This is a genomic window from Streptomyces sp. NPDC048277, assembly GCF_040652235.1.
Classification (GTDB): Bacteria; Actinomycetota; Actinomycetes; order Streptomycetales; family Streptomycetaceae; genus Streptomyces.
The window spans coordinates 62,732-79,079 of record NZ_JBEZLQ010000016.1 but is presented as its reverse complement, the minus strand read 5'-3'; the positions used below and the strand labels follow the sequence as shown (position 1 = coordinate 79,079).

Genomic DNA, 16,348 nt, shown 5'->3' with positions numbered 1-16,348 from the left:
TCCTGGTCCTACTCCTGCTTCTTGCGCCGCGTCCCGAAGACGATCTCGTCCCAGCTCGGCACGGCGGCCCGGCGGCCGGGCCGGACGCCGTCGGCCTCGGCCTGACGGTCGGTGGCGCCGATCAGCCGGTCGCGGTGGGCGCCGACGGAGCGGGGCATGAGGACGTCCGCGTAGGCGGAGCCGGCCGAGGCCGCCGGGGCGGGAGGTTCCTCCACCACCGGTTCCGGGGCGGGCTCCTCCTCGGGCTCCGCCGGGCGCTCCGGGACCACCATGTCGCCCCGGAAGCTCGGCACCGCCTCCAGCAGGCTGGTCAGCGAGTCCCGTTCGCTTGTGCTCTCCTCGGCCGGTTCCGAGGACTGCGCGGGCAGGCTCGGCCGCTCGCGGTCCCGGTCGGCCGTACGGTCCAGCGGCCGGTCGCGCGGCAGCCGCGCGATGCGCGGCACGAACGGAAAGCTCGGCTCCGGTACGGCGAGATCGTCGGACTCGCCGATCAGCGAGCGCGCCTCGTCGTCGACGGCCTGGACGAGCCGCCGGGGCGGGTCGTAGGTCCAGCTCGCCGAGTGCGGTTCGCCCGCGACCAGGTAGACGAGGAGGACCTCCCAGGTGCCGTCGTCGCGGCGCCAGGAATCCCACTGCACGGTGTCCTTCTCGGCGCCGCGCAGCACCAGCCGCTCCTGAACGGCCTCGCCGAGCAATGGACCGGAGTTCTCGCCGGGCCGGCGGACCGGGGTCTTCCGGGCTCGCTCGGCCATGAAGGCGCGCTCGGCCAGTACCGGACCCTCGAAGCGCCGCACCCGGTCGACGGGGATCCCGGCGAGCTGCGCGACTTCTTCCGCCGTCGCGCCCGCACGTATCCGCGCCTGGATGTCCCGAGGCCGCAGATGACTCTCGACCTCGATCTCGATCTGGCCGAGCCGGGGCCGGTCGCCGCGCACGGCGGCACGGAGCCGTTCGTCGATCGGAAGGGTGTACTCCGTTGAGTCGGCAGCCTTGAGCACCAGCCGTGTGCCGTCATTGGAGACGGCCACGACACGCAGTTCGGGCATGGGGACCTCCCGGGTGGTGCCTGCCGACGTCACGTGCGTCGCTGCTTCCGCTAGTCGAGTGTGGCCTGCCCGGGTGCAGCCTGCCACAACCTTGCCGAGTTGCCCGGCGTGTCGGGCACGGGCCCTGGTACGCCGTTATGGCACGGTTACCTATTCGCAACGCTAAGTGACCAACTTTGTCACCCTGTGCAACTAGCCCCCTCCCGGCGGTCCTGCAAGGCCCCGGACGCCCTGGCGGGAGACCGGACCCAGGGCTCGCAACAGTACTCCATTCGGGCCACGTGCGTGGATTGGCGCGCCACCCAACTTCTGGCAACGACCCCTCTCCGGCCGCCCATTGCCCAGCAGGGGCGATCTTGAACGTGGCGTACTTCACGCAATCCACAGAAACGGAACTAATGGTTTCGTTCGTACGTCCCCTTCCTGTGTAGTCGGTCGAACAAGTGCGGGAAGGGCAGGCAAGGTCAGGGAATGCGTGAAAGGCCCGGTTTCGATGGTGAGAGCAGTGCGGGGGAGGAGGTGAAGGGGAGCCGGAGGCGGATCGACCTGAGCGTGCCCCAGGTCGCCGGCAGTGCCGTGGCCGCGGTCGTGGCCGCCAAACTCGCTTCCTATTTCGGGGTGTACGGGACGATCCTGGGCGCCGGAGTGGTCAGTGTGATCGCCACCTGCGGCGGCACGTTGTTCCAGCACTTCTTCAAGCGCACCGGCGAACAGATCCGTGACGCCACGGTGGTCCCCCGGCCCGATGATCAAGCGCCCCCGGCGCCCGGCGAGTTCACCGAGGGCACCGTCTACCGCGCCCGGGTGAAGACCTGGCGCCGCCCGATGGTCGCGGCCGCCCTGGTGTTCGCGGTGACCATGGCCGGCATCACGACCTACGAACTCGTCTCCGGCGGCAGCTTCAGCGGCGGCTCCGGTACGACGGTCAGCGGCGCGGTCACCGGCGACACCACGACCTCGAAGGCGTCCGACTCCTCGGACCCGTCGGGCTCTTCGGGCTCATCGGACTCGAAGTCCGGTGACGGTACGGCCACTTCGGCCGCGCCGTCGCCGTCGTCCTCCTCCTCGGGCCTCTCCGGCTCCTCGGGCGGGTCGGGGGCGTCCGCGAGTGCCGGGGCCACGACACCGGCGCCGAGCGAGTCCGCGAGCGGGGAGCCGAGTGCGGCCCCCATGCCCGGCGGCACCTCGGCTACTGCCCCAGAACCCTCCGCAAGTAGTCGTTCTGGAACAGCCGGTCCGGGTCCAGCCGATCCCGCAGCGCCGTGAACTCGCCGAAGCGCGGGTACACCCCGGCGAAGTAGTCCGCTTCCCGGGTGTGCACCTTGCCCCAGTGCGGGCGGCCCTCGTGCGCGGTGAAGATGCGCTCGGCGGCGGTGAAGTACTCCTGGTAGGGCGTGCCCCGGAACATGTGCACGGCGATGTAGGCGCTGTCCCGGCCGGAGGCGGTGGACAGGGCGATGTCGTCGGCCGGGGCGGTGCGGACCTCGACCGGGAAGTTCACCCTGAGACCGGAACGGTCGACCATCGCCCTGAGTTCCCGCAGCGTGTCCACCAGCGCCTCGCGCGGAACGGCGTACTCCATCTCCACGAAACGCACCCGGCGCGGAGATGTGAAGACCTTGTAGGGGATGTCCGTGTAGGTCCGCGCGGACAGCGCTGTGCTGGAGATCCGGGCGACCGTGGGGACGACGGCCGGCACCGCGCGGCCGAGCAACTGGGCGGCGTGGAAGACCCCGTTGGAGAGGAACTCGTCCTCGAACCAGCCCGCCAGCTGTCCCACCGGCTGGGGCGGGCCCGCGCTGCGGTTGTTGCGCTTGGTGTTGGTGTTTCCGGTGTGCGGGAACCAGTAGAACTCGAAGTGCTCGTTCTCGGTCCGGAGTTGATCGAACTCGGCGAGCACCCGGTCCAGCGGCATCGGCTCCTCGCATGCGGTGAGCAGGAAGACCGGCTCCACGGCGAAGGTGATCGCGGTGACGATGCCGAGCGCGCCGAGGCCGATGCGCGCGGCCGCGAAAACCTCCGGACTCTCCTTCTCCGAACAGGTGAGCACCGAGCCGTCCGCGGTGACCAGTTCGAGTGCCGTGATCTGCGCGGCGAGCGAGGCCGACTCGCGGCCGGTGCCGTGCGTACCCGTGCTGGTGGCCCCGGAGACGGTCTGCTCCATGATGTCGCCCATGTTGGTCAGCGACAGGCCCTCGCGGGCCAGGGCCATGTTGAGTCTCTTGAGCGGGGTGCCGGCCTCGACCGTGACGGTCATTGCTTTCCGGTCAATGTTGCGGATGCCGGTCAACAGTTGAGGGCGGATCGAGAGACCGTCGGTCGCGGCGATGGCCGTGAAGGAGTGGCCGCTGCCGACCGCCTTCACCTTCAGGCCGTCCTCCGCCGCCTGCCGTACGGCCGCGGCCAGCTCGTCCACGGAGGCGGGCGTGACCTCCCGCGCGGGGCGGACGGTGACGTTCCCTCCCCAGTTACGCCACGTGCCGCTCTTCCCGCTCGCTGTGCTGCCCAACGGTGCCTCCCCGACGCGTGACCGGCCTGCTGAGCCGGCGGTACCCGAGGAAACCGACCGCGACCGCGACGGCTCCGGACACGGCCGGAACCCCGTACCCGGCACGGGCGCCGGCCGCGTCGATCACCCAGCCGGCGACCGAGGAGCCGAGCGCCACCCCGACCGCGAGGCCGGTGCTCACCCAGGTCATGCCCTCGGTGAGCTTCGCGCGAGGTACGTGCTCCTCGATGAGGGACATTGTCGTGATCATCGTCGGCGCGATGGACAGGCCCGCAACGAACAGCGCCACGGCCAGAAGCGGCAAGTTTCCGACCAGTAGGAGGGGGATCATACTCACGGCCATCGCACATATGCCCAGCAGCCACCTGCGTTCCGGCTTCCCCGCGAACCGCATCAGGCCGAAGATCACCCCGGCCAGGCAGGAGCCCGCCGCGTACAGGGCCAGGACGACGCTGGAGGCGCCCTTGTGGCCGCGTTCGTCGGCGAAGGCGACGGTCACCACGTCCACGGCCCCGAAGATCGCTCCAGTGGCCACGAAGGTCGCCACCAGCACCTGGAGACCGGGGGCGCGCAGCGCCGAACCGCCGCCGTGGTGCTCGCGCGGGTGCGGCTCCGGTTCGGTGGCGCGCTGGGCGGTCAGCCAGAAGACGCCGGCGGCGAGGAAGCAGGCGGCCAGCAGCGGCCCCGCCTCCGGGAACCAGGCCGTGGACAGGCCGATGGAGATGATCGGCCCGAAGATGAAGCAGACCTCGTCGACGACGGACTCGAACGAGTAGGCGATATGGAGCTGGGGGGTGCCCCGGTAGATCGCGGCCCAGCGGGCCCGGATCATCGCGCCCAGACTCGGCACCGCGCCGATCCCGGCGGCGCACACGAACAGCACCCAGTCCGGCCACCCGTAGCGCGCGGCGAACAGCAGCCCGGCCGCGGCCGCCAGCGCGAGCAGGGTCGCGGGGCGCAGCACACGGCGCTGCCCGTGCTGGTCGACCAGCCGGGACACCTGCGGTCCGATCGCCGCGGCGGACAGCGCGATGGTGGCGGAGAGCGCGCCCGCCAGTCCGTACCGCCCGCTGATCTGGGAGATCATCGTGACCACGCCGATGCCCATCATGGACAGCGGCATCCGGCCGACGAAGCCCGCGGCGGAGAAGCCCTTGGTGCCGGGTGCGGCGAACAGGGCGCGATAGGGGCTGGGCACAGGGGTCTCCGACGGCTGGGTAAGGCGTGAGTGCGGCTGATACAGCTTACGAGTAAGGGGACCCTAATGCACCTGTGCGGCACTGGGGATAAACCTCCCGAATCCGACTCTTCACGCTCCTGTTTCCGGGCGGTCAGCGCCGGGTGGCAGGATCGGCTCATGTCAGACGCGCTCGATGCCACCCCCTACGACGCCCTGCTCCTGCTCTCCTTCGGCGGCCCGGAAGGCCCGGACGACGTGGTCCCGTTCCTGGAGAACGTGACGCGCGGGCGCGGTATCCCGAAGGAACGCCTCAAGGAGGTCGGGCAGCACTACTTCCTGTTCGGCGGGGTCAGCCCGATCAACGACCAGAACCGCGCCCTGCTGGACGCCCTGCGCAAGGACTTCGCCGAGCACGGCCTGGACCTGCCGATCTACTGGGGCAACCGCAACTGGGCGCCGTATCTGACGGACACCCTGCGCGAGATGGTCGCCGACGGCCGCCGCCGCGTCCTGGTGCTCGCCACCAGCGCCTACGCCTCCTACTCGGGCTGCCGCCAGTACCGCGAGAACCTCGCGGACTCGCTGGCCGCGCTGGCGGCCGAGGGTCTCGAACCGCCGAAGATCGACAAGCTGCGGCACTACTTCAACCACCCCGGCTTCCTCGACCCGATGATCGACGGGGTGCTGGAGTCCCTCGCCGACCTCCCCGAGGACGTCCGCGCGGGCGCCCACATCGCCTTCACCACCCACTCCATCCCGACCGCGAGCGCCGACACCTCGGGCCCGGTCGAGACGCACGGCGAGGGCGGCGCGTACGTCGAGGAGCACCTGGACGTGGCCGAACTGATCGCCGACGCGGTCCGCGAGCGCACCGGCGTCGACCACCCCTGGCGGCTCGTCTACCAGTCGCGCTCCGGCGCCCCGCAGATCCCGTGGCTGGAGCCCGACATCTGCGACCACCTGGAGGCGCTGCACGGCGCCGGGGTCCCGGCCGTCGTCATGGCCCCCATCGGCTTCGTCTCCGACCACATGGAGGTCCTCTACGACCTCGACACGGAGGCCAGGGCCAAGGCCGAGGAGCTGGGTCTGCCGGTACGGCGGTCCGCGACCGTCGGGGACGACCCGCGGTTCACCGCCGCGATCCGTGACCTCGTCCTGGAGCGCGCGGCCGTGGAGAGCGGCCGGGAGGTCACGCCGTGCGCCCTGGGCGCGCTCGGCGCGAGCCACAACCTGTGCCCGGTCGGCTGCTGTCCGGCCCGCGCCGCCCGCCCGGCCGCCGCCGGCGCCGACAGCCCCTACGCGTGAGGAGCCCCGTGACCGACGCCCTGCACCAGGACCTGCTGGAGCTCGCCCGGGAGGCGGCCGCCCGCGCGGGCGAGCTGCTGCGGGACGGACGCCCGGCCGACCTCGCCGTCGCCCGGACCAAGTCCAGCCCGATCGACGTGGTGACCGAGATGGACATCGCGGCGGAGAAGCTGATCACCGACCTGATCTCCGGCCGGCGGCCCGACGACGGCTTCCTCGGCGAGGAGGGCGCGTCGTCCGAGGGCACGAGCGGGATCCGCTGGGTGATCGACCCGCTCGACGGCACGGTCAACTACCTGTACGGGCTGCCCACCTGGGCGGTCTCCATCGCGGCCGAGCAGGACGGGGAGACCGTGGCCGGCGTGGTGGCGGCTCCGATGCGCGGCGAGACGTACCACGCGGTGCTGGGCGGCGGGGCCCGGGCGACGGGGGCGTGGGAGGGCGAGCGGGAGCTGCGCTGCCGGCCGGCGCCGCCGCTGGACCAGGCACTGGTGTCGACCGGCTTCAACTACGTGTCCGACGTCCGCACCCACCAGGCCGAGGTGGCCGCCCGGCTGATCCCGCTGCTCCGCGACATCCGGCGCAGCGGGTCGGCGGCGATCGACCTGTGCGACGTGGCCTGCGGCCGGCTGGACGGGTACTACGAGCGCGGGCTGAACGCGTGGGACTGGGGAGCGGGTGACCTCATCGCCCGTGAGGCGGGCGCCCTGACCGGCAGCCGCCCCGGAGAGCCCCCGTCCCGTGACCTCACGGTCGCGGGTACGCCGGGCGTCTTCGAGCCCCTCCAGCGCCTGCTGGAGGACTTCGGCGCGTGGCACGACTGAGCGACGCCGGGCGCGGGTGCCGAGGGGACACGGCACCGCCGTAGGCCGCCGCCGTGGCCGAGCGCCGCGGCGGGCGGCGGGGAAAAGCCGCAGGGGAATTCCCCCGCGAAGCCCAGCAGGACGGTGGCTCCCCGTGAAGCCGAGGAGACCCCCGCGTGAAGCCCGGGGGAACGCCGGCCCCTCGCCCCCATGCGAAAAACCTCGCGCTTTGCGGTCGGCAGGAATCGAACGCCGTTGCGGTGGGAAAGAATCCGGTACGAGCAGGGCCCCGGCGCTGGATTCGCCGGGGCCCTGTTCTCGTGCGGTACTGCGGGACTGTCAGACGCTGGTCGCGCCGACTTCCACACCGTGTTCGGCGGCGAGGCGGCGCAGGTCGTCGAGCTCGGCCTGTTCCACTTCGACGAGGAAGTCGTCACCCTCGTCACGAGCCCGGGTGATGTCGGACTCGGTCGCCTTTATGCGCTGCAGAAGTCCCGTCGTGAATGCGTCCATGCTGCGCCCCCTCGTCCTGGGTCGTGGGTCGGTGGCACGGGGGTGTGCCGTTCGAAAGGGGCGATCACGTCTCGCGGGTGCCCAGCGCTGCCCTGCTGGGCGGCGACGGTGCCGGACACCCCCGTCGTCCACTCTGCTGTAGCGGCGACGTACGTACCGCATGGTGCTGCGGCACATGCAGAGCGTGATCGCGGGGTGTACATGCCGTCCTCCCCCCGCTCCCCTCCGTGGAAACCTCAACCGCAGGAGAAAATCTCGCATTCCCGCCCGGCGGCCTGCGATCCGGCTGTCCTCGCCCCTGTCTTACTGCCGACTTATGGCCGAAAAGGGCAGGATGGAGGTCACACACCCCACGGAGACCCCTGCCCACGTGCGCCGGTGCGCGCTACGCGGGTGGACAGAGGAAGGACAAGCGACGTGCGCGTACTCGTCGTCGAGGACGAGCAACTGCTCGCCGATGCGGTGGCCACCGGACTGCGCCGGGAGGCCATGGCCGTCGACGTCGTGTACGACGGTGCGGCGGCCCTGGAGCGCATCGGCGTCAACGACTACGACGTGGTCGTCCTCGACCGCGACCTCCCCCTCGTGCACGGCGACGACGTCTGCCGCAAGATCGTGGAGCTCGGCATGCCCACGCGCGTGCTGATGCTGACTGCGTCCGGCGACGTCAGCGACCGCGTGGAGGGCCTGGAGATCGGCGCCGACGACTATCTCCCCAAGCCCTTCGCGTTCAGCGAGCTGATCGCGCGCGTGCGCGCCCTCGGCCGCCGTACCAGCGTGCCGCTGCCCCCCGTCCTGGAGCGCGCCGGCATCAAGCTCGACCCGAACCGCCGCGAGGTCTTCCGCGACGGCAAGGAGGTCCAGCTCGCGCCCAAGGAGTTCGCCGTCCTGGAGGTGCTGATGCGCAGCGAGGGCGCGGTGGTCTCCGCCGAGCAGCTGCTGGAGAAGGCCTGGGACGAGAACACCGACCCCTTCACCAACGTGGTGCGCGTGACCGTGATGACGCTGCGCCGCAAGCTGGGCGAGCCGCCCGTCATCGTGACCGTCCCCGGCTCGGGCTACCGGATCTGATGGCCGTGGCGACCACTCCCGCGCCTCCGCAGGCACCTCCCAAGCCCACCTGGGACCCCCGGAGACCGCAACCGGTCTTCCCGTGGCTGCGACCGACCATCCGGATACGGCTGACGCTGCTGTACGGAGGCATGTTCCTGATCGCCGGCATCCTGCTGCTGTCGATCATCTACCTGCTGGCCGCCCAGGCGATCAGCACCGGCAACCAGCCGCTGTTCAAGATCGTCAGCGGTACCGACATCCGGGTCTCCAGCGACAACTGCCCGGGGATCAACAGCACCAGCCTGCTCTCGGACTTCAACTCGGCGATCGCGTCGTGCGTGGACCACCAGCGCCAGGCGGCCCTGGACGACCTGCTCAGCCGCTCGCTGCTGGCCCTGCTGGGCCTCGCCGTGATCGCCTTCGCGTTCGGTTACGCGATGGCCGGCCGGGTGCTGTCCCCGCTCGGCCGGATCACCCGCACCGCCCGCGCGGTGGCCGGCTCGGACCTGTCCCGCCGGATCGAGCTGGACGGCCCGGACGACGAGCTCAAGGAGCTCGCGGACACCTTCGACGACATGCTGGAGCGGCTGCAGCGGGCCTTCACCGCCCAGCAGCGCTTCGTCGGCAACGCCTCCCACGAGCTGCGCACGCCCCTGGCGATCAACCGCACGCTCCTGGAGGTGCACCTCTCCGATCCGAACGCGCCCGCGGAGCTGCAGCAGCTCGGCAAGACCCTGCTGGCCACCAACGAGCGCAGCGAGCAGCTCGTGGAGGGCCTGCTGCTGCTCGCCCGCAGCGACAACCAGATCGTCGAGCGCAAGCCGGTCGACCTGGCCGAGGTGGCCTCCCAGGCCATCGACCAGGTGCACGGCGAGGCCGAGGCCAAGGGCGTGACCATCAGGGGACAGCGGAAGCCCGCGGTCGTCCAGGGCAACGGCGTGCTCCTGGAGCGGATCGCCCTGAACCTGCTGCAGAACGCGGTCCGCTACAACGTCCCCGAGGACGGCTGGGTCGAGGTCGACACGGAGATCCAGCACGGTCAGGCGGTACTGTCCGTCGCGAACACCGGACCGGTGGTGCCGGCGTACGAGATCGACAACCTCTTCGAGCCCTTCAGACGGCTCCGTACCGAGCGCACGGGCAGCGACAAGGGTGTGGGCCTCGGCCTGTCCATCGTCCGGTCCGTGGCGCGGGCGCACGGCGGTCACATCGCGGCCCAGCCCCGCGAGGGCGGAGGGCTCGTGATGAGGGTCACTCTGCCGATTTGACCGGAATTCAGGATTGTGACACACGCGGGGGATGTTCGCTTTGCGCGGAATTTTCGGGCGGCGTGGCGAGCTTCCCCGTGTGTGATCGATCACATGCGCGGATTTCCGGCCATCTACTCTCTGTGATCATGGACGGGGGAATAAAGCCGGGAAAATCCCTGTTTTCAGGGGTCTTGATCACGGGAAGTACAGGGTGAGGCGCCTTTGAGGTGTCTCGAGTGGACCGTGTACGGTCCCCATCGCCATTCAACCTGATCACTCTTGGGGGATCCGGTTGGGTGTCGATTGAGTAACAGACCTTGATGTGAGGCAAAATCTCCGCCTCGGGTCGGGCACAAGTCCGGCCTCTCACGCGTTACGTGCGCTGGAGACACCGCAGACACCCAGAGGGGGAGAGCGACATGGCAACCGACTACGACACTCCACGCAAGACCGACGACGACGTCGACTCGGACAGCCTTGAAGAGCTGAAGGCCAGGCGGAACGACAAGTCCACGTCCTCGGTGGACGTCGACGAGTTCGAGGCCGCGGAAGGCCTGGAGCTGCCCGGGGCCGACCTCTCGAACGAGGAGTTGGCCGTCCGGGTGCTGCCCAAGCAGCAGGACGAGTTCACCTGCATGAGCTGCTTCCTGGTGCATCACCGCAGCCAGCTGGCCCGGGAGAAGAACGGTCAGCCGATCTGCCGCGACTGCGACTGAGGACGGGTCGGGCATGACTGGCTCGACCCCTCCTCGGAAGCGCCGCTTCCCTTTGCCGGGAGCGGACTCGGGGCCGTCCGACGGCCCGCGCGCGCGTGATGACGAGCGGGGCTCTCCCGATCCGGGAGCCTCGCTCGAACCGGCGGCCGGCCGGGGTGACCTCCCGGTACCGGCGGACCAGCCCGCGCCCGTCGCCAGGCGACGGGTCGCGGCGATCCGCAGCAAGGCCGTGGACATGGCCCGGGAAGGCGCCCGTATGGGCGGCAGCCGGGCGAAAGCGGGACTGGCGTACCTCGCGGACCGGATCATCGAGATCGCCCCGCGTGTCCCCGTACGCGACCTCGCGACCCTGCGCCGGCAGTTCCCGGGTCTCGGGCCCGAGCAGCTCGCCGACAAACTGGTGGCGGGCGCCGCGGGTGCGACCTCGGCGGTCGGGGCCGGCGTGGGCGCGGCGGCGATGCTTCCGGTGCCGCCGGCGATGCCGACGGAGCTGGCCGCGGAGATCACCGGGGTCGCGGCGATCGAGCTGAAGCTGATCGCCGAGCTCCACGAGGTGTACGGCGTGCGGCCGCCGGGGAGCCTGAAGGCCCGCAGCACCGCGTATCTGTCCTCCTGGTCGGGGGAGCGCGGGATCGACGTGATGAGGCCGTCGACGATCAACAACGCCCTCGGCGGGCAGATGAAGCGCGAGCTGCGCCAGCAGATCATGAAGCGGATGGTGCGGGACCTGCCCAACCTGATGCCGTTCATGGTGGGCGCGGCGGTCGGGGCGGTCATGAACCGCCGGGACACCAGGAAGCTCGCGGCGCGGATCCGGGCGGACCTGCGGAAGATGCAGGTGCCGTGGGAGGAACTGCCGGAGCTGCCGCCGCTGGAGAAGCCGGAGGAGCCGCTGCCGATCGCTGAGCTTCCCGAGGACTTCGGGGGCTGACGGCCGTTCCGGGTGCGGGTTGCGGCTTGCCGGCGGAATCTTGGCGCGCGTGGGTTCGGCACCGCCGGATTCCGCCGTCGTGGCCCGGCGCCGTCGCGGCGGAAAAAGACTTCGGACCCGTGGGCGGAGGCTTTGCCGGACGAGAGTGCCGAGGGCTTCGCCCGGCGAGAAGGCCGAAAGCTTCACCGGCAAAAGGTCGAAGGCTTCACCCGTCAACAAGGTCGAAGGCTTCGCCGGACGGGAAGACCAAAGGCTTCGCCCGGCTGGAGGGCTTCACTGGGCCTGGCTGGGCGAGAGGGCTTTCCTAACGCCTTGTCCGGGCGAGAGCGCTCTGCCAGGCCTTGGCCCGGCGGGAGGGCTTCGTCAGGCCGTGGCCGGGCGGGAAGACCTAAGGCTTCGCCGGGCTAGAGGGCTTGGCTAGGCGTGGCCGGGCAAGAGAGCTCTCCTAGCGCCTTGGTCCGGCGGGAGGGCTTCGCCGGGCGGGAAGACCTGAGGCTTTGCCCGGCTGGAGGGCCTCGCTGGGTCTGGCCGGGTGAGAGGGCTTTCCTAACGCCTTGTCCGGGCGAGAGCGCTCTGCCAGGCCTTGGTCCGGTGGGAGGGCTTCGCCGGGCCGTGGCCGGGCGGGAAGACCTAAGGCTTTGCCGGGCTAGAGGGCTTGGCTAGGCGTGGCCGGGCAAGAGAGCTCTCCTAGCGCCTTGGTCCGGCGGGAGGGCTTCGCCGGGCCGTGGCTGGGCGGGAAGACCTAAGGCTTTGCCCGGCTGGAGGGCCTCGCTGGGTCTGGCCGGGCGGGAGGGCTCTCCTAACGCCTTGTCCGGGCGAGAGCGCTCTGCCAGGCCTTGGCCCGGTGGGAGGGCTTCGTCAGGCCGTGGCCGGGCGGGAAGACCTAAGGCTTCGCCGGGCTAGAGGGCTTGGCTAGGCGTGGCCGGGCAAGAGAGCTCTCCTAGCGCCTTGGTCCGGCGGGAGGGCTTCGCCGGGCCGTGGCTGGGCGGGAAAACCAAAGGCTTCGCCCGGCTGGAGGGCCTCGCTGGGTCTGGCCGGGTGAGAGGGCTCTCCTAACGCCCTGGCCGGGCGGGAGGGCCGTTAGGCCGTGGCCGTTTTGGCTGCCTCGATTGCTGCCGCCAGGGCTTCCGGCTCCCGCGTCGACAGGTACAGGTACGGGGTCGGGTCCTGCGGGTCCGTGACCTCGACCCGCAGGGCCCTGGGGATGTAGGCGCGCAGCAGCAGGAAGGCGCGGACGTCGGCCTTGTACGTGCGCCAGGCACGCGCCTCCTCGGGGTCCAGGACCTCCGACTCGCCGAGGGCCGACACCGGGATCTTCGCCTCGCCCGCGATCAGCGAGTCGCCCACGACCCGGATGCGCGGGGAGCCGTACGAACTGGCCACCACCGCGGCCGCCGCCGTGCCGCCGACCAGCCCGCCCAGCGCCGGCAGGGTGCCGAAGGGCAGCAGGATCAGGGCGAACGAGACGCCGACCAGAAAGCTGATGAACCACCACGACCGCGGGGCGGTGAGGCGTTCTTCGTACGGGGTGGCGGAAAGCTGCATGGAGCCAAGCTTGGCACGGTGTCCGGATTCACCGGACGCGCGGGTAAGGTCTGCGGCTGTGAGTGGTAGTTCCGCAGCTCTTCAGCCTCCTGCCAGTGCCCGGAAACCGGTGCGGCATCCCGATGCGCCCGCACCCGGGGAGCTCCTCGGTGCCCACTACGAACACTGTTTCGGATGCGGCCACGAGCAGGCGCACGGGCTGCATCTGGAGGCGCGGGCCGGCGAGGGGGTCTCCCTCACCGCCGAGTTCACCGTGCGCCCCGCCCACCAGGGCGCCCCGGGCCTCGCGCACGGCGGCATCCTCGCCAGCGCCCTCGACGAGACGCTCGGCTCGCTGAACTGGCTGCTGCGGACGATCGCCGTCACCGGACGCCTGGAGACCGACTTCGTGCGGCCGGTGCCCGTGGGCACCACGCTGCACCTGGCGGCCGAGGTCGTCGCGGTGGCCGGCCGGAAGATCTACTCGACCGCCACCGGACGCATGGACGGCCCCGAGGGACCCGTCGCCGTCCGCGCCGACGCCCTCTTCATCGAGGTCCCGGTCGAGCACTTCGTCGACCACGGCCGGAAGGAAGAGATCCAGGCGGCCATGAGCGACCCCGACCAGGTCCGCCGCACCCGCGCCTTCGAGGTGAACCCGTGAGCCCCGCCGCCCTGAACGTGCTGCTCCGCCGTGTCGACCCGGACGTACCGCTTCCGGCGTACGAGCACCCCGGTGACGCGGGGGCCGATCTGCGGACCACCGAGGCGTGCGAACTGGAGCCGGGAGAACGGGCCGTGCTGCCCACGGGGGTGTCGATCGCCCTCCCGGACGGGTACGCGGCCTTCGTGCACCCCCGTTCGGGGCTCGCCGCCCGGTGCGGTGTGGCCCTCGTGAATGCCCCGGGGACGATTGATGCCGGGTACCGTGGGGAGATCAAGGTGATCGTGGTGAATCTCGACCCGCGCGAGGCGGTGCGGTTCGAGCGCTTCGACCGGATCGCCCAACTGGTCGTCCAGCAGGTCGAGAGGGTTCGCTTCCAGGAGGTGGCGGAGCTTCCCGGCTCGGCGCGGGCCGAGGGGGGCTTCGGGTCCACCGGCGGTCATGCCGCGGTGGGCGACGTGAGCGGCACAAGCGGTCAGGCCGCCGAGGGCGGTCCGACGGGTGGGAATCGATACGCTTCGGTCGTATCCGACCGGGAAGGACAGTGACGTGTTCGGACGTCGCAAGAAGAAGGGTGCCGCCGAGGACGCGGCCGGCGAGGCCGAGCAGGTCGTCGACAGCGTCGACACCGAGGCGGACGAGGAAGAGGGCGAGCGCGAGCGCGTACGCCTGGAACCGGAGCCCCGGCCCGACGGGCCGTGGGACGACTCCGAGGTGCGGGAGCCGGGCGAGGGACGGGTGGACCTCGGCGGTCTGTTCGTGCCCGGCGTCGACGGCATGGAGCTCAGGGTCGAGGTCGCGGGTGACGCGATCGTCGCGGCGACCGTCGTGCTGCGCGACAGCGCCATCCAGCTGCAGGCCTTCGCCGCGCCCAAGCGCGAGGGCATCTGGGGCGAGGTCCGCGAGGAGATCGGCTCCGGCATCACCCAGCAGGGCGGCATCGTCGACGAGGTCGAGGGTCCGCTGGGCTGGGAGCTGCGTGCCCAGGTGCCGGTGCAGCTGCCGGACGGCACGGGCGGCTTCCAGGTCGTGCGGTTCGTCGGTGTGGACGGCCCGCGCTGGTTCCTGCGCGGGGTGATCTCCGGGCAGGGCGCGGTGCAGCCGCAGGCCGCCGGGCTTCTCGAGCAGATCTTCCGGGACACCGTCGTGGTCCGCGGCGAGGGCCCGATGGCCCCCCGTGACCCGATCGTCCTGAAGCTGCCGAACGACGCCCAGATGGTCCCCGAGGGCGTCCAGCAGGAGGAGTCCTCGCGCTTCTCCGGCGGCATGGGCCAGCTCCAGCGCGGACCGGAGATCACCGAGGTCCGGTAACCGCGAGACGAACGACAAGGGCCGCACCCCCGAGGGTGCGGCCCTTTCACATGTCCGCTGCCGGTGCTGTGAATACCCACCCCTTACTTCACACCTTGACGGAAGTCTGGTCCGTACCTACGGTCTCCGTTCAACGCCTACGTTCACAGAGGCGCTCCAGGTTCACATACGAGAACTCGCGAGAACGTACGAGAACGGAGTCGCTGTGCGTCGTATCCCGCTGCTCGCGGCCGCGGCCGCCCTGCTCCTGGGCGCCCTCACGGCCCCCGCCGCCCACTCCGCCCCGAGCGCCTTCGTGCACCCCGGGGTCACCGTCTCCAGGTCCCAGCTGGACTTCGCCCGCACCGAAGTGCTGGCCGGCGCCCAGCCCTGGAAGGCGGCCTACGACCAGATGACGGCGAGCAAGTACGCCGACCTGAACCGCACGCCCAAGCCCAGGGCGACCGTCGAATGCGGGCCGTACTCGAACCCCGACCTCGGCTGCACCGACGAGCGCGAGGACGCGATCGCCGCCTACACCGACGCGCTCGCCTGGTACATCACCAAGGACGCCCGCTACGCCCAGAAGGCCATCCAGATCATGGACGCCTGGTCGGCCACCATCACCGGCCACACCAACAGCAACGCGCCCCTGCAGACCGGCTGGGCGGGCTCCTCCTGGGCCAAGGCCGCCGAGATCATCAGGTACACGTACACCGGCACCTGGGCGAACGAGGCCCGCTTCGCCACCATGCTGCGCACCGTCTACCTCCCGACCGTCATCAAGGGCTCCAACTCCAACGGCAACTGGGAGCTGACGATGATGGAGGCCGCCGTCGGCATCTCCGTCTTCCTGGAGGACCGGACGTCGTACGACACGGCCATGGCGAAGTTCCGCACCCGCACGGCCGCCTACGTCTACCTGGCCACCGACGGCTCGGTGCCGAAGACCGTGCCCGGCCAGAACCTCGACACCACCGCCAAGATCGTCTCGTACTGGCAGGGCCAGTCCACCTTCGTCACCGGCCTCACCCAGGAGACCTGCCGGGACTTCACCCACACCGGGTACGGCATCTCCGCGATCTCGCACGTCGCCGAGACCAGCCGGATCCAGGGCCAGGACCTGTACGGCACGGACGTCGGCGAGCGGCTGCGGCAGGCGCTCGGCTTCCAGTCCAAGTACCAGCTGGGCGCCGCCGTCCCCGGCTGGCTCTGCGGCGGCTCCCTGAACCTCGGCCTCGGCCCCGTCACCGAGGTCGGCTACAACGCGCTCCACAACCGCCTGGGCATCGCCATGACCAACACCCAGGCGCTCACCCTGGACAACCGCCCCGCCGGCACCAACAACCTCTTCGTCGCCTGGGAGACCCTCACCCACGGCGACAACCCCAGCTGAACCCGACGAACGCCTGAACGGCCGGGCGCCGGGCTTTGATACCGGCGCCCGGCCGACCGGGGGAGCGGCACCGTCGACGGGCAAAAACTCGCCGGGCCGGGCGAGAGCGGGCTGCTGGAGCTGCGCCGGGCCGACGCCCGTGAGCGCGAGGAGCGCGTCGACCCGCTT

Annotated in this window: 16 protein-coding genes; 10 read left to right on the top strand and 6 right to left on the bottom strand. The window is 70.9% G+C overall.

Translation table 11 applies throughout. The features are described 5' to 3' along the window. Nucleotides 1–8: 8 nt before the first annotated feature. From sepH to AB0D85_RS31070, 4 genes are all read right to left on the bottom strand, one after another. Nucleotides 9–1,046, bottom strand: a complete 1,038-nt coding sequence (sepH, locus tag AB0D85_RS31085; protein WP_362327476.1) for a septation protein SepH — start codon at nt 1,044–1,046, stop codon at nt 9–11. An 875-nt stretch (nt 1,047–1,921) separates the two neighbouring features. Further along, a complete protein-coding gene (locus AB0D85_RS31080; protein WP_362327473.1) occupies nt 1,922–2,218 on the bottom strand; it encodes a hypothetical protein in 297 nt (98 codons plus the stop codon). A gap of 17 nt (nt 2,219–2,235) precedes the next feature. Further along, nucleotides 2,236–3,555: a D-arabinono-1,4-lactone oxidase gene (locus tag AB0D85_RS31075; RefSeq protein WP_362327470.1), complete on the bottom strand. Its 1,320-nt coding sequence runs from the start codon at nt 3,553–3,555 to the stop codon at nt 2,236–2,238. Next, nucleotides 3,515–4,753, bottom strand: coding sequence for an MFS transporter (locus AB0D85_RS31070; protein WP_362327467.1), 1,239 nt, complete (start codon nt 4,751–4,753; stop codon nt 3,515–3,517). The genes AB0D85_RS31075 and AB0D85_RS31070 overlap by 41 nt, the downstream gene beginning before the upstream one ends. A 159-nt stretch (nt 4,754–4,912) precedes the next feature. Between AB0D85_RS31070 and AB0D85_RS31065 the strand changes: the two genes are divergently transcribed. Together AB0D85_RS31065 and AB0D85_RS31060 are read left to right on the top strand one after the other, a co-directional pair. Next, on the top strand, nt 4,913–6,040 hold the full coding sequence (locus AB0D85_RS31065) for a ferrochelatase (protein WP_362327464.1): 1,128 nt from the start codon (nt 4,913–4,915) through the stop codon (nt 6,038–6,040). A gap of 8 nt (nt 6,041–6,048) precedes the next feature. Further along, nucleotides 6,049–6,864: an inositol monophosphatase family protein gene (locus AB0D85_RS31060; RefSeq protein ID WP_362327461.1), complete on the top strand. Its 816-nt coding sequence runs from the start codon at nt 6,049–6,051 to the stop codon at nt 6,862–6,864. A gap of 318 nt (nt 6,865–7,182) precedes the next feature. Here AB0D85_RS31060 and AB0D85_RS31055 read toward each other — a convergent pair whose 3' ends face one another. Next, nucleotides 7,183–7,356, bottom strand: coding sequence for a hypothetical protein (locus AB0D85_RS31055; protein WP_165939545.1), 174 nt, complete (start codon nt 7,354–7,356; stop codon nt 7,183–7,185). 417 nt (nt 7,357–7,773) lie between these two features. Between AB0D85_RS31055 and AB0D85_RS31050 the strand changes: the two genes are divergently transcribed. From AB0D85_RS31050 to AB0D85_RS31035, 4 genes are all read left to right on the top strand, one after another. Further along, nucleotides 7,774–8,427, top strand: a complete 654-nt coding sequence (locus AB0D85_RS31050) for a response regulator transcription factor (RefSeq protein ID WP_003993508.1) — start codon at nt 7,774–7,776, stop codon at nt 8,425–8,427. Between the two features lie 5 nt (nt 8,428–8,432). Next, nucleotides 8,433–9,677, top strand: a complete 1,245-nt coding sequence (locus tag AB0D85_RS31045; RefSeq protein WP_362327458.1) for a HAMP domain-containing sensor histidine kinase — start codon at nt 8,433–8,435, stop codon at nt 9,675–9,677. 401 nt (nt 9,678–10,078) lie between these two features. Continuing rightward, nucleotides 10,079–10,375: a DUF4193 domain-containing protein gene (locus AB0D85_RS31040; RefSeq protein ID WP_003997302.1), complete on the top strand. Its 297-nt coding sequence runs from the start codon at nt 10,079–10,081 to the stop codon at nt 10,373–10,375. Nucleotides 10,376–10,388: 13 nt separating this feature from the next. Continuing rightward, nucleotides 10,389–11,306 carry a hypothetical protein gene (locus tag AB0D85_RS31035; RefSeq protein WP_362327455.1) on the top strand — a complete coding sequence of 306 codons (918 nt, stop codon included), beginning with the start codon at nt 10,389–10,391 and terminating at the stop codon, nt 11,304–11,306. 1,080 nt (nt 11,307–12,386) lie between these two features. Here the strand turns inward: AB0D85_RS31035 and AB0D85_RS31030 are convergent. Further along, nucleotides 12,387–12,851, bottom strand: coding sequence for a DUF3093 domain-containing protein (locus AB0D85_RS31030; RefSeq protein WP_362327452.1), 465 nt, complete (start codon nt 12,849–12,851; stop codon nt 12,387–12,389). Between the two features lie 58 nt (nt 12,852–12,909). On the opposite strand from AB0D85_RS31030, the gene AB0D85_RS31025 reads away from it, so the two are divergent. The 4 genes from AB0D85_RS31025 to AB0D85_RS31010 all read left to right on the top strand — a co-directional run bounded on the left by AB0D85_RS31025 (nt 12,910) and on the right by AB0D85_RS31010 (nt 16,180). Continuing rightward, nucleotides 12,910–13,494, top strand: a complete 585-nt coding sequence (locus tag AB0D85_RS31025) for a PaaI family thioesterase (RefSeq protein ID WP_362327449.1) — start codon at nt 12,910–12,912, stop codon at nt 13,492–13,494. Then, nucleotides 13,491–14,042 (top strand): dUTP diphosphatase, encoded by a 552-nt coding sequence (gene dut / locus AB0D85_RS31020; RefSeq protein ID WP_362327446.1) that lies wholly within the window; start codon nt 13,491–13,493, stop codon nt 14,040–14,042. The genes AB0D85_RS31025 and dut overlap by 4 nt, the downstream gene beginning before the upstream one ends. Nucleotide 14,043: 1 nt before the next feature. Continuing rightward, complete coding sequence (locus tag AB0D85_RS31015; protein WP_316780679.1) at nt 14,044–14,805, top strand: DUF3710 domain-containing protein; 762 nt, start codon at nt 14,044–14,046, stop codon at nt 14,803–14,805. A gap of 205 nt (nt 14,806–15,010) precedes the next feature. Beyond that, complete coding sequence (locus AB0D85_RS31010) at nt 15,011–16,180, top strand: alginate lyase family protein (protein ID WP_362327442.1); 1,170 nt, start codon at nt 15,011–15,013, stop codon at nt 16,178–16,180. Nucleotides 16,181–16,348 lie beyond the last annotated feature (168 nt).